This window comes from Pseudomonas chlororaphis subsp. piscium (assembly GCF_003850345.1).
GTDB classification, from domain to species: Bacteria; Pseudomonadota; Gammaproteobacteria; order Pseudomonadales; family Pseudomonadaceae; genus Aquipseudomonas; species Aquipseudomonas piscium.
Map to the genome: position 1 here is coordinate 2341936 of NZ_CP027707.1, position 20518 is coordinate 2362453.

Consider the following 20518-nt stretch of genomic DNA (forward strand, 5'->3'; position numbering starts at 1 on the left):
GCCCGAGGGGGTTAGAACTGCTCCGCTTCCAGGCCGAACAGCGAGGAGCTGCCGGCGCGGATGCTCTGTTCCAGGCTGAGGATGCGCGGCAGCAGGCGGCTGAAGTAGAAGCGCGCCGTGGCCAGCTTGGCGCCGTAGAAGCTTTCGTCCTCGGCGTGCTTGTGTTCGGCCACCTGGGCCATGCGCGCCCACAGGTAGGCGTAGGCCACGTAGCCGAACAGGTGCAGGTACTCGACGCAGGCGCTGCCCACCGCGTTGGGGTTCTGCACCGCCTGCTCCCGTAGCCAGTCGCTGAGGTCTTCCAGGCGCTGCACCGCGTCCAGCAGCTCGGCGGCGTAGGCGGCGCCGGGCAGGTAGGCGTAGTCGCGGATCTCGCCGGTGAACAGGCGCAGGGCCACGCCACCGTTGCCCACCACCTTGCGGCCCAGCAGGTCGAGGGCCTGGATGCCGTTGGTGCCTTCGTAGATCTGCGCGATGCGCACATCCCGCACCAGTTGCTCCTGGCCCCATTCGCGGATATAGCCGTGGCCGCCGAAGATCTGCTGGCCAAGGATGCAACTGTCCAGCCCGGTGTCGGTGAAGAATGCCTTGGCCACCGGGGTCAGCAGTGCCACCAGGGCCTCGGCGTTGTGCCGCTCGTGGGGCTGGTCGGCGAACTTGGCCAGGTCCAACTGCTGGCCGACGTAACTGGCGAAGGCCCGGCCGCCCTCGGTCATGGCTTTCATGGACAGCAGCATGCGCCGCACATCGGGGTGGACGATGATCGGGTCGGCGATCTTGTCCTTGGCCACCGGGCCTGCGGGCGAGCGGCTCTGGATGCGCTCGCGGGCATAGGTGCGGGCGTTCTGGTAGGCGTTCTCGGCGCAGCCGATGCCCTGGATGCCGATGGACAGGCGCTCGTAGTTCATCATGGTGAACATCGCCGCCAGGCCCTTGTTGGCCTCGCCGATCAGCCAGCCGGTGGCGCCGTCGAAGTTCAGCACGCAGGTGGCCGAGGCCTTGATCCCCATCTTGTGCTCGATGGAACCGCAGCTCACTGCGTTGGCCTGGCCCAGGTTGCCCTGGGCGTCGACCTGGATCTTCGGCACCAGGAACAGCGAGATGCCCTTGGGCCCGGCCGGGGCGTCCGGCAGCTTGGCCAGCACCAGGTGGATGATGTTTTCGGTCAGGTCCTGCTCGCCGCCGGTGATGAAGATCTTGCTGCCGCTGATCCGGTAGCTGCCATCGGCCTGGGGTTCGGCGCGGGTGCGGATGATCCCCAGGTCGGTGCCGGCATGGGCCTCGGTGAGGCACATGGAGCCGGCCCAGCGGCCTTCGTACATGGGCGGCAGGTACAGCGCCTTGAGCGCCTCGCTGGCGTGGGCGTCGATGGCCAGGCAGGCGCCGGAACTCAGGGCCGAATACAGGGCGAAACTGGAATTGGCGGCGTAGAGCATCTCTTCGAACTGCACCGCGAGCATCTTCGGCATGCCCATGCCGCCGTAGGCCGGGTTGCCGCTCAGGCCGACCCAGCCGCCCTGGATATAGGTGCCGTAGGCCTCCTTGAAACCGGCCGGGGTGCGCACCTGGCCGTTGTCCCAGGTGGCGCCTTCCTCGTCGCCGCTGCGGTTGAGCGGGGCGATCAGCTGGCCGGTGACCTTGGCCGCTTCTTCGAGAATCGCGTCGGCGGTATCGGCATCCACCGTCTCCGCCAGGGCCGGCAGCCGGGCCCAGAGCCTGGGTGCGTTGAACACTTCATGCAGGACAAAGCGCATGTCGCGCAGGGGGGCGTTGAATTCGGGCATTGCAGGAACCTCGTGCAAAAGTGGAGGTTGAACGGCCGGGGCCGGGTGATTCAAAAAGGCTAGACCCCGCCATGCCGACTCCCAGCAGGGCAACGGCGTGCGCGGGGTTTCTGTCTATTCAAGCTAGAGGTTTTTCGCCATGTCGCGCAGGACGAACTTCTGGATCTTGCCGGTGGAGGTCTTGGGCAGCTGGCTGAACACCACGGTGCGCGGCACCTTGAAGCCCGCCAGGTGTTCCCGACAGAAGGCGATGATCTGCGCCTCGCTGACCTGCTGGTGGTCGGCCTTGAGGGTGATGAAGGCGCAGGGCGTCTCGCCCCATTTCTCGTCGGGGCGGGCCACCACCGCGGCTTCCAGCACCGCCGGGTGGCGATAGAGCACGCCCTCCAGCTCGATGGTGGAGATGTTCTCGCCGCCGGAAATGATGATGTCCTTGAGCCGGTCGCGGATCTCCACATAACCGTCCGGGTGGGTCACCCCCAGGTCGCCGGTGTGGAACCAGCCGCCCTCGAAGGCCTCGGCGGTGGCGCTGGGGTTCTTCAGGTAGCCCTTCATCACGGTGTTGCCGCGCATGAAGATCTCGCCGATGGTCTGGCCGTCGCGGGGCGTGGGTTCGAGGGTTTTCGGGTCGGCCACCATCACCCCCTCCAGGGTCGGGTAACGCACGCCCTGGCGCGACTTGATCTGCGCCCGCTGTTCCAGGGGCAACTCGTCCCAGGCGGCGTGCCAGGCGCACAGGGTCACCGGGCCGTAGACCTCGGTCAGGCCGTAGACGTGGGTCACCTTGATACCCATTTCCTCCACCGCGCCAATCACCTTGGCCGGTGGCGCGGCCCCGGCGACCATGGCGTCGACCGGGTGATCAATGGCGGCCTTGGCCGAGTCCGGCATGTTCACCAGGGCATTGAGCACGATGGGCGCGCCGCACAGGTGCGTGACCTGGTGCTCGCGGATCAGGTTGAGGATCTTCTGCGGGTCGACCCGGCGCAGGAATACATGCACCCCGGCCAGGGCGGTGACGGTCCAGGGGTAGCACCAGCCGTTGCAGTGGAACATCGGCAGGGTCCATAGGTACACCGGGTGGTTGCCCATGGCCCAGGTCATCTGGTTGCCCAGGGAATTGAGGTAGGCGCCGCGGTGGTGATAGACCACGCCCTTGGGGTTGCCGGTGGTGCCCGAGGTGTAGTTCAGGGCGATGGCCTGCCATTCGTCATCCGGCCACTGCCAGGCGAATTCCGGGTCGCCCTCGGCGAGGAAGGCCTCGTAGTCCAGCTCGCTGACCGGCTGGCCTTCGCCGTACTCGGGGTCGTCGAGGTCGATCACCAGGGGCGGCTGGTCGAGCATGGCGACGGCGGCGTGGATCACTTCATGGAACTCGCGGTCGGCGATCAGCACCTTGGCCTCGCCGTGGGCCAGCATGAAGGCGATGGCCTCGGCGTCCAGGCGCACGTTGAGGGCGTTGAGCACGGCGCCGATCATCGGCACGCCGAAGTGGGCTTCGAGCATGGCCGGGATGTTCGGCAGCATCACCGCCACCGTGTCGTTCTTGCCGATCCCGCGCCCGGCCAGGGCCGAGGCCAGGCGTCGGCAGCGGCTGTAGGTCTGGGCCCAGGTGCGGCGGATCGAACCGTGGATCACCGCCGGGTAATCGGGGTAAACGGCGGCGGTGCGCTCGATGAAGCTCAAGGGGGACAGGGCGATATGGTTGACGGCCGTCGGCACGAGGCCTTGCTCGTAGATGGACATGGTTCGGGTACCCGGTGGCTGATTGTTAGCTCTATTGGCCGAGGCCATTTTTGCGGCACTCGGTGACTTATCCGGGAGCTTTTATATACTGCTTGGCAATGGATATGGAAGTACTACCTGAGTTGTATAGTATTTCTACTATATTAATAATTCGCTGATCCGGCCCGCAGGTTTATCGACGATGCCCACCTCCACCCACTTGAACCGCTGGCTGCGCCTGCAGCGTGAAGGCCGGCTGCCGGACTCGCCCTGGCTCGGCCATGATCCGCAACCCAGCCTGCTGCTGGATGCCGAGGCGCGGCCCGTAGACCTGAACCCGGCGCTCTTGCAATGGCTGGATAGCGAGGCGCCGAGCGAGGTCGCGGCGCTGCTGCCGGTCAATCACCCGGCCCTGGTCCGGGCGTGCCTGGAGCAACAGCGGGCCATCGAAGAGGTCGAGGCCCAGTGGGGCGAGCGGGTGCTGCTCTGGAGCTTTATCCCCGACCCGCACGGGCAGCGGGTCCTGGCCCGCTGCCGCGAAGCCACGGCGCAGATCCTCGCCGAGCGCGAGTCGGCCACGGCCCGGCGCCTGTACCGGCTGATCACCGAAAACACCACCGACCTGATTTCCCGGCATACCCCGGACGGCACCTTTCTCGACGCTTCGCCAGCCTCCTGGACCCTGCTCGGCTACTGGCCCGAAGAGCTGCGCGGGCGCCTGGCCCGCAGCCTGTTCCACAGCCAGGACCTGGCCGGGCTGACGCAGCGCGCCCGGGACGCCCTGGAGCAGGACGGCTACCACACCATGACCTACCGCATCCGCCATCGCGACGGCCATTACCTGTGGTTCGAAACCGCCTGCCGGGCGATCCGCGAAACCTACACCGGGGCGGTGGTGGAAGTGGTGGCGGTGTCCCGGGACATCACCTCCCGGGTCCAGGCCGAAGAGAACAAGCGGCGCCTGGCGGAAGTGGTGGAGGCCAACCCCGACCCGGTGCTGTTCATCCAGCCGGGCGGCGCGGTGACCTACCTCAACCCGGCGGCCCGGCGCACCCTGGGCCTGGAGGCCGGGCAGCCGATGCCGGACCTGGCAAGCATCCTCACCCAGGAAGTGCTGGACAGCCTGCAACGCGAAGGCTGGCACCACGCCGAACACAGCGGCCGCTGGAGCATCGAGGCACGTCTGCAACCGCCGGCCGGCGGCGCGTCGGTGCCGGTGTCACTGATGCTGCTGGCCCATCGCGCGGCCAGTGGCGAACGCTTCTATTCCCTGGTGGCCCACGACCAGAGCGAACGGGAATTGCGCGAGGCCCAGCAGCGCCATCACCAGGACGAACTGGCCCACACCGCGCGCCTGGTGACCCTGGGCGAACTGGCCTCGGGCATCGCCCATGAGATCAATCAGCCGCTGGCGGCGGTGGTCAATTACGCCAATGCCAGCCAGCGTTATCTGCAAGCCCTCGACACTCAGCCCGAGGCCGCCCGCAAGGTCGCCCAGGGCCTGGAGCGGATCGCCGAACAGGCCACCCACGCCGCCGAAGTGATCAAGCGCTTGCGGGCTTTCCTGCGCAAGGGCGGGCGCCGGGTCCAGGCCCTGGACCTTGCCGAAGTGGCCCGGGAAACGGTGCGCCTGTGCGCCTGGGAGGCGCAGGCCTGCCAGGTGACGATCGAGCTGCGCCTGGCGGATAATCTGCCGCCGGTGTACGCCGACCGGATCTTGCTCGAGCAGGTGCTGTTGAACCTGTTGCGCAACGCCATCGAGGCTAATCGCGAGGTGCATCCGCAGCAGGGCTCGCGGATCGTCCTCGGCGCCCAGGTCAGTAGCGAAGGCGGGGTCGAGGTCAGCGTCAGCGACCAGGGCCCGGGCGTCTCCGCCGAGCAGCTGGCACAGTTGTTTACCCCGTTCTACACCAGCAAGGCCAACGGCCTGGGGCTCGGGCTGTCCATGAGCCGCAGCATCGTCGAAGGCTTCGGCGGCGACTTGCAGGCCCAGCCCCAGAGCCATGGCTTGAAGATGTGCTGCCACTTGCCGGCGACGGCCCCGGCGCAAGCCGATTCACCCACCCAACCGACAACAGGAGCAAGGCAATGACGAGTGCGGCGCAGCAGCTGGTGTATGTGGTCGACGACGACCCGGGCATGCTCGACTCCACCGTCTGGCTGCTGGAGTCGGTGGGCCTCAAGGCGGTGCCCTTCACCAGCGGCCGGGAGTTCCTCGAACACTGCGACCCCAGCCTCGACGCCTGCGTGTTGCTGGATGTGCGCATGCCCGGCATGGGCGGGCTCAACGTCCAGGAAGAGCTACGCCAGCGGGATATCCACCTGCCGCTGATCTTCGTCAGCGGCCACGCCGATGTGCCGATCGTGGTGCGGGCGTTCAAGGCCGGCGCCGTGGACTTCATCGAGAAGCCCTACAACGAACAGCTGCTGCTGGACAGCGTGCAGCAGGCCCTGAGCCGCGCCGACGACCGCCACGGCCGCAACGCCGGGCAGGCCCGGGTCGAAGCGCGCCTGGAGAGCCTCACGCCGCGGGAGAAGGACGTGTTGCTGCCGTTGGTGCAGGGCTACAGCAATCGCGAGATCGCTGAGCAGCTGGGGGTCAGCGTCAAGACCATCGACCTGTATCGATCACGGGTGATGAAGCGCATGCAGGCCGAACACCTGCCGGAACTGGTGGGCATGGCCATCGCCGTCGGGCTGGTGGACCCGCTGCAATTGCGCTGAGGTTCGGCCGCCGCACTTTTTGCGTTTTTGCGGTTCTACTCCTGGCCAGGCCGCGCCGATTCCCCGCGCGGCCAGAGTCCAGAACGGTGCCGATGGTTTATCCGCTTTCTCGTTGTTTTCTGCATGTGTTGCGCCAGCCGCTGTGGTTGGCTGCTGTCTTGATGGCCTGCGCCAGTGGCTGCAGCCAGCAGCAAGGGCGTGACATGGTCCACCAGTTCAGCAATGGCAAGCCCCAGGAATTCTTCCAGACCAGTGTCGACCGCATGGCCACCCTGAGCATGCGCGACAACCTGCAAAGCCTTTACCTGCTGATGAACAAGCTCTACCTGCGCAACCCCAACCAGTGGCGCGAGTGGGGGTATACCGATGCCACCAGCGCCACGCGGGATATCCGCCAGGCCATCGAACAGCAGAAGGCCTTGCCGGCCCTGGGCAATCGCCGCGACCTGGCGGCGTTGAGTTATGCCTTGAGCCCGGAGTTTCGTGGCGACCGGGTCGGGGCCTTTATCTATGCGATCGGCAGCATGCTGGTGACCGCCTATGGCGGGCGCACTGAGTTTTTTATGACCGACACTATCGATCCGCAGTTTGTCAGCAATGCGGCGCGCAATATCGAGAAGGCCACTTGGATGCTTGGCCAGCGCCAGGGCGCTGACGGTGAGTTGCTGCTGTTTTCCAATGAGATTTCGGAGGAGGGGAGCAATCTGAGCTTTGCGGTGGAGTTTGGGAAGATTGTGGCGCGCCTCGACCTGCTGACTCAGATGCTTGACGAGCGCTACCGGCGGATTGGGTTGAACTATGCGCAAAGCCTGTTGCTGATGAATTTCTTGCCGGTGCAGTGAGAAGGGCTTTAGGTCGCGATCTTCTTGTGTGCAATCCGTTGCTGCGGGGGCTTCTGTAGGAGCGAAGCTTGCTCGCGATGGCGTCGGCTCTGACACTGCATTTCTTGGACGGTGTACATATCCATTCCTGCGGTAACGGCCACTTAGGGTTTCGCCCTTACGGCGAGTCACTTTGGAAAAGCGCCAAAGTAACCAAAACGCTTCGCCCCCCACTCGGTGCCTCGCCTAGGCTCGGCATGCCCGAACGAAGGCATTGATCCGTGGGCCGCCGCCACAGGCCATCCATGGCCTGGGGCGGCTAACCCGGCATCCCTGCCGGGTTACCCACGGCTCAATACCTGCGTTCGGCCATCGTGGTTAACGGGGCGTTCAGATCAAAAGCCAAAGCAAGAGCAAGACGGCGGCCTACCGGCCGGCCTGGGTTTGGGCTGGGTGTGGGAAGCTTTGGTTTTTAACGCCCCAGCTTTTCCATCGCCGCATCCGCCAGGAAAGACGACCGGCTCTTGATGTTGTGCTCCCGCACAAAACGGTCGATTCGTTGAATCACGTAACCCGGCAGGGTCACATTGACCTTTTCGGTTTTGCCCAGGTAAGGCGTGATATCGATATCCAGCATGCCCCAGCCCATCCCCTCGAAGTCGGGGTTGGCGCGGTGTATGCCGGTGGGCGAGGGCAGGGGAATGGCTTGCCCCTCACGGGCCAGTTCTTCGAGCATGACGTGGGCGATCTCGATGGCGGCGCTGTACGCGGCCTCGAAGGTGTCGCCGGCGGTGACCGCGCCCGGAATGTCAGGAATCTGGATGCCGGTGGCAGTGTGCTCGTCGCCCCACTCGATGCAGATGGGATATTGCACGGGAATCTCCTCAAAAGGTGCGAAGGCTGAAGGGGCTATAACAGCCCGGCCAGTTTCTGGATGGCCCTGACCGTCCCCCGTGGCAGATCCTTCTTCGGGTGAGGCACCGGAACGGTCTCGGGCCGGTAGGGATGCTTGAACAGATGATGGCTGCCGGTAACGCGCTCCAGCACCCAGCCTGCGGCTTCAAGCTCCTTGATCAACTGTCTGCTTTGCACCTCCATCTCCTTATCGGGGCGAGAGGTGCTTTATAACTCCAGGCGCATAGTAGCGCAGGTTGAATTGTGTGTCTGGAGTTATGTATCAGGGAGTGTCGTTCAGAGCGCACGTCACTATGGGATCGACGCTCCTGTAGCCGCTGCCGAAGAATGAGGCTGCGATCGGCTGCGCAGCAGACGCAAGTCCTACTTCCCGGATTTACCTGTTACACCGCGTTGCCAGGTTTGGCGGGTGCTTCGTCGGAATGCCGCCCAACCCGATCGCAGCCTCATTCTTCGGCAGCGGCTACAAACAGCATTTCAGGTTTGATCAGAGACTCAAATGTCGGGGCCGCTGCGTGCCCCGACCAAGTTTCCTCGCCACAGCTCAATAGCGCTCAGGGCTCCTGCGCCGTACGCCACTGAATCACCTCCAACACCGCACACCCTTCCCGGGTCAGCAGATGCACCCCTCGGGTCACCCGCGTCAGATCACAGTCGGAAATGTCTTTCAGGTTAAGCGTGGACAGGCTGTCCATCAGGTCGCGCACCACGGTGAAACGATGGGCTGCGCAAGCCGCCAGATCGCTCAAGGGCGCGTCGGTATCGAGGTAGAAAACGGGAGCGTCGGCGTCGTGGGTATCGACGGGGGTGAAGCGGGAAGTTTGATGGTCAATCATCGGTGCAGCTCCTATGAATAGAGCAACCACCTTTCGCGGCCAAGCGAATAAGGGTGGCAGCTGTACGCGGGTTGGCCGACCGGGCATAGGACACCGGCACACCCGAAGGTGTCCCACGCACAGCCGCCATGACACAAAATCGCAGGCACAAAAAAAGCGCCTGCAATGGTGTTTGGACGCTGAAGCGTTCCTATGCTCGACCGGCCAAGGTCGTTCGCGGATTTTGCCGCGAGCGCGAACTATAGGGGCGGCGCCTGAACGGTGCAACTGTGTATTGGAGGGGATGTTTGAGTGGTTGTGTCGGAGCGTTAGCAGGGACGGTGGTGGGGCGTAATCACATTGATTTGACGCCCCCTGTTGGTGTCGACCCTTTTTTATTTCTGTTGTCGATCATGCGCAAATGTCAGTTCACCGACCTCAAAGCCTGCAAGCAATTTCCTTCCACATGTAGTCGTAGTTGTACTTCAGCCATAGAACCAACCCTTTATCAAATTGCCTGCGTAACCAATTACGCTTCCGCGCCGCCAGCCTTTCCTCGATCCTGGCTCTGAGCCAGTCGGGGTCAAAGCCTGTCCAGACAGAGGGCAAGACTGCTGCAAGGTTGGAGAAGCACACAGGCGCCACTTCTGAATAAAAGATTTCGTAGAGTACGTCAGGATCGACGCCTTTGACCTGTCGTGCGATGTAGTCGTAATCGGTCGGAAAATAGTTGAATGGCTCAGACAGTGCGGTTCTGACTTCTGTCAGTTGTGGCTCGGTCAGAAAATGTCCCAATGCGAAAACTCCTCCAGTTCCTCATCAAGCGAGTCCGCGACCACGCCGCCTGCGGCGCCACCAACCACTGATCCCGCCAAGACGACCGCAATTGCGCAGATCGGAGCTCCAGGGCCACACAACGCACTGACGCCCATCCCAGCTAGTACGCCGCCTAACGCACCTCCTCCGACGAGGATGCCTTGTCGGGCCGTTTCTTTTGGTTTGTTTTCAGCATTCAGGATTTGATAAGTCGCCAGCGCAGCGGTCACGAGAACACCGAGTTTGCCCATGATCAGCATTTTTTTAGTGCCTTTCGTGAACTTAACATCGTTCCGGCCAGCAGCTTCCAAAATGATGTAGTGCTGCCGAAGGCTGCTATCGGGCTCGGCGGCACTCTGACGAAGCGCACGCCAAACCCGGTCACGCGGTGTAACAGGTAAAGCCGGGAGGCAGGATTTGCGCCTGCTGCGCAGCCGATCGCAGCCTTCGGCAGCGGCTACAAACAGCCTCCCAGGCTCAATAGCGCTTAGGGCTCCTGCGCCGTGCGCCACTGAATCACCTCCAGTACCGCACACCCTTCCCGGGTCAGCAGATGTACCCCACGGGTCACCCGCGCCAGATCGCAGTCGGAAATGTCTTTCAGGTTAAGCGTGGACAGGCTGTCCATCAGGTCGCGCACCACGGTGAAACGATGGGCTGCGCAAGCCGCCAGATCGCTCAAGGGCGCGTCGCTATCGAGGTAGAAAACGGGAGCGTCGGCGTCGTGGGTATCGACGGGGGTGAAGCGGGAAATCGATTGATCGTCCATGGTCGTTACTCGTTGTAGAGCTTCCACCCTTTGCGGCCAAGCAAATTGAGGGTGGCAGCTGTGTGAGGGTTGGCCGACCGGTTTACAACGACACCGGCACACCCGAAGGTGTCCCGCACACAGCCGCCATAACACAGAATCGCAGGCACAAAAAAAGCGTCTGCAATGGTGTTTTGGACGCTGATGCGTCGTTGTAATTCGACCGGCCAAGGTCGTTCGCGGATTTTGCCGCGAGGGCGAACTATAGGGGCCGCGCTTGAGCGGCGCAACCGCGTATTGGTGGGGATGTTTGAGGGGGTGTGTCGGAGCGTTGGCGGCGACAGTGATGGGTGAGTAATTACCCTGACTTGGCACACTCGTTTGTGTCGGACTACCACCAGTCGAGACTTTCTATTACGAATGAGGTTTATAACTCAGCAGCTTAGAAACTGAATCAAATTTGGTTTACGGGTATATATGAGAGGCCGTTTTTGGCCGAAAGAACTGTTCATGAGGGGGCGGCTTACGGCCAGAAGCTGACGCTCACACCCTACAGACGCAGGGGCATTTCCCAACGGGACATGCCAAGAAGCTAATTATTCGTCTAGAGATTATCTCAACTGCGTAAATCATTATGCCCTGGGACGAAAATAGCTAGCAAAGGGCCATGTCATACTCTAAAGTCATACGAGAAACTATCATGTTAGTTTGGTTTGGATGAACTGGAGAGGCAGGATGCGCTTAAATAACTTTAGAATATCAGGCTTTAAGTCTAAAACACGCAATGCTGAAGTAACTTTTTCAAACGGTAATGTCACTGTTATTTTTGGTGACAATGGATGTGGAAAAACAACTTTTCTTAAGGCTATAAACTCGTTTTTATCTCAAGATGATGCCGCATTGGCGGCAATGGAAATTGACGCTATTAGCTGCGCAGTTACGGAAGGTGACATCTCTAGAACTATAATTATAAAAAAAGAAGAGGGTGGCTACAACTGGGGGGATTTTGAGTCTTGCTTCCTTGGCAACTCTCGATCACTGTCCCTCGGTGTAGAGCGTGGTGTTAGCACTCAAGCCATGAAAGTAGATCCTGAAATTTTAATTGATTTCTTCACTCACTCAAAACGAGCAGGATTAATTTTCAACGAAGATAGATCACCATCCTCAGTGTATCAGCGCCGGCGAATAATAGAACTCTCAGAGGATTTGTCTCTTTTTTTGCGTAGAAGAAACGTTGCTAGATACAGCAGAATCAGGCGCCCTGAGATAGAATATGAAAAACCTCATCTGTACTTACAAAGCATAAAAATTGAGAATATTGAAGAGTTATTAACTCGGCGTTATAGAATCGCAAGATTCATGGCAACGAAGAAAATTCAAAGCGCATTATTCGACACCCTTTCCATTGCAATCGATATCGACAACAAACCTTCACAAGGGTCCACTGAGTCAATAGAGGACTTCTCCGCTCGTTTATTTGAAAACCGCGAACGAATAAAGGAAGCACTTGACGACGGTGAAGACAATAACTTTAAAAACAGAATCATTAACATCCTGAGCTCAATCGATCACGCAGAAGAGCTGACCAAGGTTCTAGAGCACTCTTTGCTAAGTCAGCTATTCAGAAACATGATCGATGAGCTCGAAGTAGAAAAATTAGTGCTTAGCTCGATAAATCTTTTAGTAGACAAATTTAACAGCTACCTGATAGACGATAAAAAGCTTGTTGTAAATGGGGAAGAAGTCTACATAGAAATCGATGGAAGTAAACACTCGCTCAATGATCTATCGAGTGGGGAGCGCCATATTTTGACCTTCCTAGCACTTGTTTTATTTGAAGGTCAAGGTAGAAACTTCCTCATCATCGACGAGCCGGAAATTTCTCTTAATATCAAATGGCAAAGGGAGTTGATGTCCATATTCTCCGAATTGCTACCTTCAACACAGATAATTGTGGCTTCACATTCGCCAGCACTGGCGAAACGCAACCCAAGCTTTTTGTCTGAATTGAAAGTTTGGAGAGACTGACTATGCCAGGGATTTTCTTTGAGGTTGATGAAGTACTAAACGAGTCAATCATGACTGGTGTACCTTCTTTAATAGTAGAGGGCATAGATGACATTGAAATATATATCAACTTAACCAGGCGAGTCCCATTTGACGTTGAAGTATATGCAGTTGAACACATAGAAGGTTATGGGCAAGGGTGCGGAGAAGTTATAAAGGCTATTGCTGCATTAGAAAATATCCCACAAACCCAGTACAAGTTACCGTCTCACATCCTTGGAGTAATCGATAAAGATGTAAGGGATTATAGAGGAGAACTCCCAACTTCCCCAGCTATACTAGTGCTAAAATATTACTCAATCGAAAGCCATTTCATCTCTAAAGCAATCATAGCAAACACATTAAGACTCTGTACTAAAACCTCACAAGACATGATTACCGAAGAGCTGTGCGATTTAATTATGTCAGAAATAGAAGTAAAGCTTTTAGATCTTTACTACCATTCTTTAGAAGCGTTGAAGAATGCTACTCAAGCCGGCTACGCGGCAGATTTCGCGTACTCATTCACTCCCGGGCGTATAAAGGATGTTCAGGCCAAAGCGTTGATAGAAGCCAAAAGGTCAGAACTCGATCAATTTGCAGACAGCCTGAACATAACCAGAAGTATAGATTCAGTAAAGTGCATAGCGCGCGGAAAATGGTTGATCGATGTGTTTTCTGATGAGCTTGTTTATTGCATTGAACGCCTTCAAAACCTTTGCCGCGCACATACAATAAACAGCTGCCTTTCATGTATTACCAACGCCTACGACAAGTGCTTATATCGCATGAAAGATGGCTTTAACAAAAATACAATAAAGAGCTTAGCCGCATCACATGTGGCAGGAGTAGAGTTTGATTATATCGTAAACAGAATCTTTGAGTTTCGTCCCGAAAAAAGAGCTTAAGTCGGACGAAACATATATCTCGTGTGCGACATTTCCTCACGTGAGACACTGAATCGCCCCAGTTTCGCAGACGCTTCAAATGACTGCTTGTGGCCGTTTGCTGCCGATTATGATCATTGCCGCATGTGGACCATTTTGTGTTTTGGCTCCTATGGCGACTTCATGCATTAGAAAGATCTCCATGATTTGGCGAAAATTCATGGAGATCTATTACCGAGTACAGAAGAGCTCGACCCACCACCGGACCTACAAAATCCGCAACATCCACAGCACACCAACGTAAACCGCCCCTATCCCCACCGGCAGCACACAAAGCAGTCGAACCTGCGAAAAGAACGAAGGCACGGCTTCCACCGGAGTCGACTCCTCCAGTTGCTGCAACGTCATGACCGCGACACCTTCTTCTGCTGGGGCGTTGAGCTTGGCCTGGATCAGCGGTTCGACTTCTTCGACTTTGCGCATCAGGGTTCGGCCCCAAGTAAACAGTGCCGCGCCGACGAAGATCAGCAGGTAGATCACCAGGAATTTCCAGTGGGGCGGGGTGCTCAGGTGGATGAAGTCGGGGGTTGGGCTGTTGTCCCAGAACCACTCCAGGGGCTGGGTGTTGTTGTAGACCATGGACACAAAGTCCTTGACCTGGCGGTTGAGGAGCGCCGCGGCGTCGCTGTAGCTGTTCATGCGCCAGTTGAGCATTTTCAGGGTGGAAAACAGGGTGGAGATCAAGGCGCCGGTAAACAGCAGTGCGCCTGCGGCGATGGACAGCCGGTATTTCAGTTGGGCCTGGGTGTAATTCATCTTTGCGTCCTGCGATGAAGAAAAAGGGGCGCAATACTATAGTTCGTCGCCCGTGGTCGATAGGGGCGGCCTTGGTTCATGGGCTGCCTTAGGGCCTCGAAGGTTTCAGCCGACCCGCCTGCGACCCTCGCTATTCCATCTTCGGCTGGACGAGCCAGCCCATGCAGCACGTGCAAGACGTCTTTAAACGCTACGCCCCAGGGCCCGTTGACGGTGTTGCAGGGGGTAACCTGCATCTGGAGCAGGGCAGTAACCTACAAAGCCCGGCAGCGCAACACTGCTGGGCTTTTTTGTCTGCGCTCACCCGGCCCTGGCGCGTCTCCTATACTGATTCGCGCCGACAGGTTCACGGCGTACCCGAACGCCGCCGCAACAGCCGTCAGTTCCCTGACAACTACCCCTCTCAGTCACTGCAAGGAGACCAACCATGGCAATCCGCATTGGCGACGAAGCACCCGATTTCACTGCCGACACGACCGAAGGTCCGCTGCACTTCCACGAGTGGATCGGCGACAAGTGGGCGATCCTGTTTTCCCATCCGAAGGACTTCACCCCGGTGTGCACCACCGAGCTCGGTTACATGGCCAGGCTCAAGCCGGAGTTCGACAAACGCAACACCAGGATTGTCGGGCTCAGTATCGACCCGGTCAGCGACCACCATGCCTGGGTCGGTGACATCCAGGAAACCCAGGGGCATGCGGTCAACTACCCGATGATCGGCGACGAAAACCTGGTGGTGGCCAAGCTTTACGACATGATCCACCCCAATGCCGGCGGAGGCGCGCGCACCGCGGTGGACAACGCCACCGTGCGTTCGGTGTTCATCATCGGCCCGGACAAGAAGGTCAAGGCCATGCTGGTCTACCCGATGAGCGCCGGGCGCAACTTCGATGAAGTGCTGCGCCTGCTCGATTCCCTGCAACTGAATGCCAAGCACACCGTCGCCACCCCGGTGAACTGGCGCCCGGGCGAGGATGTGATCATTCCTACCTCGGTATCCGACGAGGACGCCCGGAAGAAATATCCGCAAGGCTTCAAGACACTGAAGCCCTATCTGCGTACCGTGGAGCAACCGAAGTAACCACCACCGACAAGGGCTTGCTCGCGGAGCAGGCCTGCGGGAGCGACGCTACACCGGACGCTAGGGTTCACCCGGCAGACCGCTGCGGCGCGGCAGTCACTTCCATAGGTGCGCTTTCAGCCAGGATGGGCAGCAACTGCCCATCCGCGGTTCGAACAGTCCGAATCAATACCGCTGAGCGCAGGTTGAGCCCTGGGCGGAGTTGTGCGCCGCGAACCCTCGTGCTCCGACAAGCGCTATCCTTGAGCCTGCCCTCCGTTGCCAGAGCCCACCCATGCTCGATGTACAAGCCGTCTGCAAAAGCTACGCCACGCCCCAGGGACCGTTGACGGTGTTGCAGGGTGTCGACCTGCAGCTGGAGCAGGGCGGTAGCCTGGCGCTGATGGGCGAGTCGGGTAGCGGCAAGAGCACCTTGCTGCATTTGATCGCCGGCCTGGACAAGGTCGATCGCGGCAGCATCCGCATTGGTGATCACCAACTGGAGCGGATGAACGAAAACCAGTTGGCCAACTGGCGGCGGACCGAAGTCGGGCTGGTGTTCCAGCAGTTCAACCTGATCGGCAGCCTGCGGGTGGAGGACAACCTGGGGTTCCAGGCGCGGCTGGCCGGGCGTTTCGATGAGCGCTGGCAGGCGCAGTTGGTGGAGCGCCTGGGCCTGGGGGATCTGCTGCGGCGCTACCCGGAACAGCTGTCCGGCGGCCAGCAACAGCGGGTGGCCCTGGGCCGCGCCCTGGCCGGGAAACCGCGGCTGCTGCTGGCCGACGAACCCACCGGCAGCCTTGACGAAGCCACCAGCGACGACGTGCTGCAGCTGTTGCTGGAGCTATTGGCCGATACCCCCACCAGCCTCTTGATGGTCACCCACAGCCAGCGTGTCGCCGGCCGCCTGGGGCGGATCGCGCTGCTGCATGGCGGGCGTCTGGCCGGCGCGGACGAGCACTGAGGTGCGAGTTTTCTGGCACAGCCTGCGGGCGCTGCTCAGCCATTGGCGGCGGCACCCGGTGCAGTTCTTCAGTGTGCTGACCGGGCTATGGCTGGCCACCAGCCTGTTGACCGGGGTGCAGGCGCTCAACAGTCAGGCGCGGGACAGTTACGCCAAGGCCAGCCAGCTGATCGGCGGCGCGCCCCAGGCCAGCCTGGCCACTGCCAACGGCGCGCCATTTTCCCAGGAGCTGTTCGTTGGCCTGCGCCGGGCCGGCTGGCCAGTGTCACCGGTGGTGCAAGGCCGGCTGACGCTCAAGGGTCATGAACAGCAGCGCCTGCAATTGCTGGGGATCGAGCCGCTGTCGTTGCCGGCCGGGTCGCCGGTCGCCGGCCAGGTGCTGGATTCCGCGCGTATGGTCGAATTCGTCAGCCCGCCGGGCAGCACCTGGATCGCCCCGCAAACCCTGGAATCCCTCGGCTATCGCCAAGGCGATCGGCCGATGACCGCGAGCGGCCAGCCACTGCCGCCGCTGCACAGCCAGGCGGACATGGCCCCGGGGCTGCTGCTGGTGGATATAGGTTTTGCCCAGCCGCTGCTGGGCTTGCCGCAGCAGGTCTCGCGCCTGCTGTTGCCGGCGGATTTCGCCGCCAGCGCGCCGGCCTTGCCCGATGCGTTCAAGGGTCTGCTGGTGCTCAAGCGCGGTAGTGAGGAAAACGATCTGGCGCGCCTGACCGAGAGCTTTCACCTGAACCTCGATGCCCTGGGTTTCCTGTCGTTCCTGGTCGGCCTGTTTATCGTGCACGCCGCCATCGGCCTGGCCCTGGAGCAGCGGCGCGGCCTGCTGCGCACCCTGCGGGCCTGCGGAGTCAGCGCGCGGATGCTGATTGTCTGCCTCTGTGTCGAACTGGGCGGCCTGGCCTTGCTCGGCGGCTTGGCCGGGGTGCTCAGCGGTTACCTGCTGGCCAGCGTGCTGTTGCCGGATGTCGCCGCCAGCCTGCGCGGCCTGTATGGCGCCGAGGTGGCGGGGCAGTTGAGCCTGAGCCCATGGTGGTGGTTGGGCGGCATCGGCCTGAGCCTGCTCGGCGCCTTGCTGGCGGGGGCCAACAGTTTGCTGCGGGCTGCGCGCCTGCCGCTGCTGGCGCTGGCCGATCCCCAGGCCTGGCACCAGGCTTATGCGCGCTGGTTGCGGCGTCAGGCCTGGGTGGCGACGGCCCTGGCAGTGCTGGCCGGCGCGGCCTGGACCTGGGGCGACAGCCTGGGCAGCGGTTTCGTCTTGCTGGCGGGCTTGCTGCTGGGAGCGGCCTTGGGCTTGCCGGTGCTGCTCAATGCATTGCTCAGCGCGTTGCTCGGGCGCAGCCGTTCGGTGCTCGGGCAGTGGTTCCTCGCCGATTGCCGGCAGCAGTTGCCGGCCCTGAGCCTGGCGTTGATGGCGCTGCTGCTGGCCATGGCCGCCAATATCGGCGCCGGCAGCATGACCGCAGGTTTTCGCCAGACCTTCGCCGACTGGCTCGACCAGCGCCTGAGCGCCGAGCTGTACATCAACCCGCAAACCCCGGCACAGGCGCGGGAGCTGCAGGGCTGGTTGCCGGAACAACCTGCCATTGCCGCGGTGCTGCCGGTCTTGCAGGTGCCGCTGCAACTGCAAGGCTGGCCGGCGGACCTGTACGGGGTGATCGACCATGGCAACTACCGCCAACACTGGCCCTTGCTCGAAGCCCTGGGCGAGCAGCCCTGGAGCCAGCTGGCTAGCGCCGACACCTTGATGCTTAGCGAACAGACGGCGCGTCGGCTTAAGGTACGCCTGGGCGATCGGCTGGATATTCCCGTGCCGGTGGGGCAGTGGGCGCCGCAAGTGGTGGCGATCTATGCCGACTACGGCAACCCCAGGGGCCATCTGCTGGTGAATGCCGAGCACCTGTTGGCGCACTGGCCGCAGCTGACGCCCAACCGCTTTAATCTGCGCATCGAGCCGTCCGCCGTGGCGCCGCTGGTAAGCGCCTTGCAGCAACGCTTCAGCCTTGAGGACAGCCGCATCGTCGAGCAGGCGCAGCTCAAGGGCTGGTCCAGCCAGATATTCGAACGCACCTTCGCCGCCACTGCCGCGCTCAACAGCCTGACCCTGGGGGTGGCCGGCGTGGCGCTGTTTATCAGCCTGCTGACCCAGAGCCAGAGCCGCCTCGGCCAGCTCGCGCCGTTGTGGGTGCTGGGGGTGAGCCGGCGCCAGTTGATGCTGCTCAACCTCGGGCAAACCTGGTTGCTGGCGCTGCTGACCTTGCTCCTGGCGCTGCCGCTGGGCATCGCCCTGGCCTGGTGCCTGGACACGGTGATCAATGTCCAGGCGTTCGGCTGGCGCCTGCCGTTGCGGGTGTTCCCGCTGCAACTGGTGCAGTTGTTGGCCCTGGCAGTACTGGCTACCTTGCTTGCGTCGGCCTGGCCGTTGCTGCGGTTGTATCGCAGCCAGCCGGCGGATCTGCTCAGGACTTTCGCCCATGAAGATTGAACGGCTGCTTGGCCTATTACTGGTGTCAGCCCTGTGCGGCTGCGATAAAGCCGACGAGCCGGCGCAAGGTTTCGCCGGCCTGGGCGAGGACGCCGCGGCGTTCACCCAGGTGGTGCCGGGGCGGGTGTTCAGCTTCCCGGCAGACCATGGCGTTCATGACGGTTTTCGCATCGAGTGGTGGTACCTCACCGCCGACCTCAAGGCCAGCGACGGCCAGCGCTTCGGCGTGCAGTGGACGCTGTTTCGCAGTGCCTTGCGCGCTGAGCCCGACCAACCCGGCTGGCAGGCCCCCAACGTCTGGCTGGGCCACGCCGCGGCGACCTCGGCCAACACCCATCACGCCGCCGAACGTTATGCCCGTGGCGGAGTGGGGCAGGCCGGGGTGACCGTGCAGCCGTTCAAGGCCTGGATCGACGACTGGAGCTTTACCAGCCAGTCCGCCGACGCTGACCCGCTGGCGCACATGCAATTGCAGGCCAGCGGCCCGGGTTTCGCCTACCGCTTGCAGCTGCGCAGCGACCGGCCCCTGGTGCTCCAGGGCGAGGCGGGCTACAGCCGCAAGTCCGAGCAGGGCCAGGCGTCCTATTACTACAGCCAGCCGTTTTTCCAGGCCTCCGGCAGCCTGCAGATCGACGGCCAGACCTATCAGGTCAGCGGCCCGGCCTGGCTCGACCGCGAATGGAGCAGCCAGCCATTGGCGGCCGGGCAGAGCGGCTGGGACTGGTTCTCCCTGCACCTGGACAGCGGCGAGCGGCTGATGCTGTTCCGCGTGCGGGAAAACCACAAGCCGCCCTATATCACCGGCACCTGGATCGACCCCAACGGCCACACCCAGACCCTGCACAAGGAGGATATCCAGCTCACCCCGCTGGCGGACTCCAAGGTGGCCGGACGCACGCTGCCCACCCACTGGCGTTTGCGTATTCCGGGCCATGGTCTCGATGTCAGTGCCGAGGCGCTCAACCCCAAGGCCTGGATGAACCTGCGCATTCCTTATTGGGAAGGCCCGGTGCAGTTGAGCGGCAGCCATACCGGCAGCGGTTATCTGGAGATGACCGGTTACTGAAGCGCCTGAGCGGTAGGGCAACAAACTGGCGCCCAGCGAGGTGAAGTGCTCAATGGCGTCTATGCTCAAGCGGCACCGCGCACCTGAAAGGCGCGGGTCTTGTCTTCAATTACAGGGATGAACTTCTATGAAGCCGCTTCACTCTCTGGCCAAAGCCGTTGCCTTGGCCACTCTGTTGTCCGCTGCCAGCCTGCATGCCTACGCCGCCGACATTCCGTTGGCCGGTAGCGTGGAGGCCGATGAGCTGGTGACCAAGGTGCTCTCCGTCGACGCCGCAAAACATCGCGTGGTGCTGGAAGGCGCCCAGGGCCAACCGGTTCATGTGCAACTCAGCGATCAGGCCAAGGACCTGGGGCATCTGAAGGTGGGCGACCAGGTCAATGTGCGGGTCACCCACGCGGTGGTGGCGGTGCTGGACACCAATGTGGAAAAAGGCCTGCCGGATTCCGCCGAACGCACCGGGGTGACTCGCGCCACCAAGGACAACCCCAACCCGGGCGGTGAAGCCTATCGCCAGGTGCAGGTGCAACTGAAGATCACCGCTATCGACCTGAAGAACAACCAGCTGACCTTCCAGGGGCCGGCGGGCAACAAGAAGGTCCTGAACGTGGAAAAACCGGAAGTCCAGGCCCGGCTGAAAGACCTCAAGGTCGGCCAGAGCGTGGTGGTGACCTATACCGATGTGTTGCAAGTTACTACTCAGCACGAAGGTTGACTGAAACCGGGCGCTGGTCGTTGTGGCGGCCGGCGCGCCGGATCTCGGGAGGTCCGTGAGAGGAGTTGAACGAAAGTGAGCGAAATGAAAAATTTTCCGCCAGCTTTGTGTTCAGAATTCTTCAGAATATGTGC

Annotated in this window: 18 protein-coding genes and 1 pseudogene; 10 read left to right on the forward strand and 9 right to left on the reverse strand. The window is 61.1% G+C overall.

The features are described 5' to 3' along the window. Nucleotides 1-11: 11 nt before the first annotated feature. Both C4K38_RS10930 and C4K38_RS10935 read right to left on the reverse strand, forming a co-directional pair. Nucleotides 12-1784 (reverse strand): acyl-CoA dehydrogenase C-terminal domain-containing protein, encoded by a 1773-nt coding sequence (locus tag C4K38_RS10930; RefSeq protein ID WP_053278306.1) that lies wholly within the window; start codon nucleotides 1782-1784, stop codon nucleotides 12-14. Between the two features lie 123 nt (nucleotides 1785-1907). Continuing rightward, a complete protein-coding gene (locus C4K38_RS10935; protein ID WP_053278307.1) occupies nucleotides 1908-3530 on the reverse strand; it encodes an acyl-CoA synthetase in 1623 nt (540 codons plus the stop codon). A gap of 181 nt (nucleotides 3531-3711) precedes the next feature. Between C4K38_RS10935 and C4K38_RS10940 the strand changes: the two genes are divergently transcribed. From C4K38_RS10940 to C4K38_RS10950, 3 genes are all read left to right on the forward strand, one after another. Beyond that, a complete protein-coding gene (locus tag C4K38_RS10940; RefSeq protein ID WP_053278308.1) occupies nucleotides 3712-5601 on the forward strand; it encodes a PAS domain-containing sensor histidine kinase in 1890 nt (629 codons plus the stop codon). Further along, a complete protein-coding gene (locus C4K38_RS10945; protein WP_053278309.1) occupies nucleotides 5598-6233 on the forward strand; it encodes a response regulator transcription factor in 636 nt (211 codons plus the stop codon). Before C4K38_RS10940 ends, C4K38_RS10945 begins: the two co-directional genes overlap by 4 nt. A 92-nt stretch (nucleotides 6234-6325) precedes the next feature. Further along, nucleotides 6326-7075 carry a hypothetical protein gene (locus C4K38_RS10950; protein WP_053278310.1) on the forward strand — a complete coding sequence of 250 codons (750 nt, stop codon included), beginning with the start codon at nucleotides 6326-6328 and terminating at the stop codon, nucleotides 7073-7075. 451 nt (nucleotides 7076-7526) lie between these two features. Here C4K38_RS10950 and C4K38_RS10955 read toward each other — a convergent pair whose 3' ends face one another. From C4K38_RS10955 to C4K38_RS10980, 6 genes and pseudogenes are all read right to left on the reverse strand, one after another. Beyond that, nucleotides 7527-7928, reverse strand: a complete 402-nt coding sequence (locus C4K38_RS10955; protein ID WP_053278311.1) for a type II toxin-antitoxin system HicB family antitoxin — start codon at nucleotides 7926-7928, stop codon at nucleotides 7527-7529. Nucleotides 7929-7963: 35 nt separating this feature from the next. Further along, nucleotides 7964-8146, reverse strand: coding sequence for a type II toxin-antitoxin system HicA family toxin (locus tag C4K38_RS10960; protein WP_053278351.1), 183 nt, complete (start codon nucleotides 8144-8146; stop codon nucleotides 7964-7966). A 377-nt stretch (nucleotides 8147-8523) separates the two neighbouring features. Then, the gene (locus C4K38_RS10965) at nucleotides 8524-8805 is read right to left on the reverse strand and encodes a hypothetical protein (protein WP_053278312.1); all 282 of its coding nucleotides are present in this window, start codon (nucleotides 8803-8805) and stop codon (nucleotides 8524-8526) included. A 417-nt stretch (nucleotides 8806-9222) separates the two neighbouring features. After that, entirely contained in the window at nucleotides 9223-9579 is a 357-nt protein-coding gene (locus C4K38_RS10970; RefSeq protein ID WP_053278313.1) for a DUF7079 family protein, read from the reverse strand. Beyond that, nucleotides 9564-9920: pseudogene (locus C4K38_RS10975) on the reverse strand (hypothetical protein); the annotation flags it as partial. The pseudogene C4K38_RS10975 and the gene C4K38_RS10970, both read right to left, overlap by 16 nt. Nucleotides 9921-10087: 167 nt before the next feature. Then, complete coding sequence (locus C4K38_RS10980; RefSeq protein WP_053278315.1) at nucleotides 10088-10369, reverse strand: hypothetical protein; 282 nt, start codon at nucleotides 10367-10369, stop codon at nucleotides 10088-10090. A gap of 714 nt (nucleotides 10370-11083) precedes the next feature. Between C4K38_RS10980 and C4K38_RS10985 the strand changes: the two genes are divergently transcribed. Both C4K38_RS10985 and C4K38_RS10990 read left to right on the forward strand, forming a co-directional pair. Beyond that, a complete protein-coding gene (locus tag C4K38_RS10985; protein ID WP_164487001.1) occupies nucleotides 11084-12376 on the forward strand; it encodes an AAA family ATPase in 1293 nt (430 codons plus the stop codon). Nucleotides 12377-12426: 50 nt separating this feature from the next. Continuing rightward, complete coding sequence (locus tag C4K38_RS10990) at nucleotides 12427-13302, forward strand: DUF4435 domain-containing protein (RefSeq protein WP_164487002.1); 876 nt, start codon at nucleotides 12427-12429, stop codon at nucleotides 13300-13302. Between the two features lie 246 nt (nucleotides 13303-13548). Here C4K38_RS10990 and C4K38_RS10995 read toward each other — a convergent pair whose 3' ends face one another. Continuing rightward, nucleotides 13549-14097, reverse strand: a complete 549-nt coding sequence (locus tag C4K38_RS10995; protein ID WP_053278353.1) for a YniB family protein — start codon at nucleotides 14095-14097, stop codon at nucleotides 13549-13551. A 427-nt stretch (nucleotides 14098-14524) separates the two neighbouring features. Here C4K38_RS10995 and C4K38_RS11000 point away from each other — a divergent pair, with 427 nt between their 5' ends. The 5 genes from C4K38_RS11000 (at nucleotide 14525) to C4K38_RS11020 (ending at nucleotide 20384) form a co-directional block, all read left to right on the forward strand. After that, nucleotides 14525-15178 (forward strand): peroxiredoxin, encoded by a 654-nt coding sequence (locus tag C4K38_RS11000; protein WP_053278354.1) that lies wholly within the window; start codon nucleotides 14525-14527, stop codon nucleotides 15176-15178. A gap of 274 nt (nucleotides 15179-15452) precedes the next feature. Beyond that, nucleotides 15453-16121, forward strand: coding sequence for an ABC transporter ATP-binding protein (locus C4K38_RS11005; RefSeq protein ID WP_053278355.1), 669 nt, complete (start codon nucleotides 15453-15455; stop codon nucleotides 16119-16121). Next, the gene (locus C4K38_RS11010) at nucleotides 16087-18603 is read left to right on the forward strand and encodes an ABC transporter permease (RefSeq protein ID WP_414860341.1); all 2517 of its coding nucleotides are present in this window, start codon (nucleotides 16087-16089) and stop codon (nucleotides 18601-18603) included. Before C4K38_RS11005 ends, C4K38_RS11010 begins: the two co-directional genes overlap by 35 nt. Beyond that, the gene (locus tag C4K38_RS11015; RefSeq protein ID WP_053278356.1) at nucleotides 18593-19669 is read left to right on the forward strand and encodes a lipocalin-like domain-containing protein; all 1077 of its coding nucleotides are present in this window, start codon (nucleotides 18593-18595) and stop codon (nucleotides 19667-19669) included. Before C4K38_RS11010 ends, C4K38_RS11015 begins: the two co-directional genes overlap by 11 nt. Before the next feature lie 127 nt (nucleotides 19670-19796). Further along, nucleotides 19797-20384: a hypothetical protein gene (locus C4K38_RS11020; RefSeq protein WP_053278357.1), complete on the forward strand. Its 588-nt coding sequence runs from the start codon at nucleotides 19797-19799 to the stop codon at nucleotides 20382-20384. Nucleotides 20385-20518 lie beyond the last annotated feature (134 nt).